Below are 1,370 nucleotides of genomic sequence, written 5' to 3' on the forward strand. Positions count from 1 at the left end.
CCTTAAAGGCCCAGGGAAGACTCATCTTGAGGCAAGTTTCGCGCTTAGATGCTTTCAGCGCTTATCTTTTCCGCACTTAGCTACCGGGCAATGCCATTGGCATGACAACCCGAACACCAGTGGTGCGTTCACTCCGGTCCTCTCGTACTAGGAGCAACCCCTCTCAATCTTCCAACGCCCACGGCAGATAGGGACCGAACTGTCTCACGACGTTCTAAACCCAGCTCGCGTACCACTTTAAATGGCGAACAGCCATACCCTTGGGACCTACTTCAGCCCCAGGATGTGATGAGCCGACATCGAGGTGCCAAACACCGCCGTCGATATGAACTCTTGGGCGGTATCAGCCTGTTATCCCCGGAGTACCTTTTATCCGTTGAGCGATGGCCCTTCCATACAGAACCACCGGATCACTAAGACCTACTTTCGTACCTGCTCGAGCCGTCACTCTCGCAGTCAAGCTAGCTTATGCCTTTGCACTAACCTCACGATGTCCGACCGTGATTAGCTAACCTTCGTGCTCCTCCGTTACTCTTTGGGAGGAGACCGCCCCAGTCAAACTACCCACCAGACACTGTCCTCACCCCAGATTATGGGGCCGAGTTAGAACATCAAACATTAAAGGGTGGTATTTCAAGGATGGCTCCACGCAGACTGGCGTCCACGCTTCAAAGCCTCCCACCTATCCTACACATCAAGGCTCAATGTTCAGTGTCAAGCTATAGTAAAGGTTCACGGGGTCTTTCCGTCTTGCCGCGGGAACGCTGCATCTTCACAGCGATTTCAATTTCACTGAGTCTCGGGTGGAGACAGCCTGTCGTTACGCCATTCGTGCAGGTCGGAACTTACCCGACAAGGAATTTCGCTACCTTAGGACCGTTATAGTTACGGCCGCCGTTTACTGGGGCTTCGATCAAGAGCTTCGCCTTGCGGCTGACCCCATCAATTAACCTTCCAGCACCGGGCAGGCGTCACACCCTATACGTCCACTTTCGTGTTTGCACAGTGCTGTGTTTTTATTAAACAGTTGCAGCCAGCTGGTATCTTCGACTGGCTTCAGCTCCATCCGCAAGGGACTTCACCTACATGCCAGCGTGCCTTCTCCCGAAGTTACGGCACCATTTTGCCTAGTTCCTTCACCCGAGTTCTCTCAAGCGCCTTGGTATTCTCTACCTGACCACCTGTGTCGGTTTGGGGTACGATTTAATGTTACCTGGAGCTTAGAGGATTTTCCTGGAAGCAGGGCATCAACTACTTCTGCACCGTAGTGCATCGTCATCACGCCTCAGGGTTAGTATGCAACCGGATTTACCAGGTCACACCCCCTACACGCTTAAACCGGGACAACCGTCGCCCGGCTAGCCTAGCCT

1 rRNA gene is annotated in these 1,370 nt (G+C 53.2%); it reads right to left on the reverse strand.

Annotated elements, in window-relative coordinates:
• Window positions 1-1,370, reverse strand: a 23S ribosomal RNA gene (locus ACFVSI_RS22070); the annotation flags it as partial.

This window comes from Paenarthrobacter sp. NPDC057981, assembly GCF_042886835.1.
Taxonomy (GTDB): Bacteria; Actinomycetota; Actinomycetes; order Actinomycetales; family Micrococcaceae; genus Arthrobacter.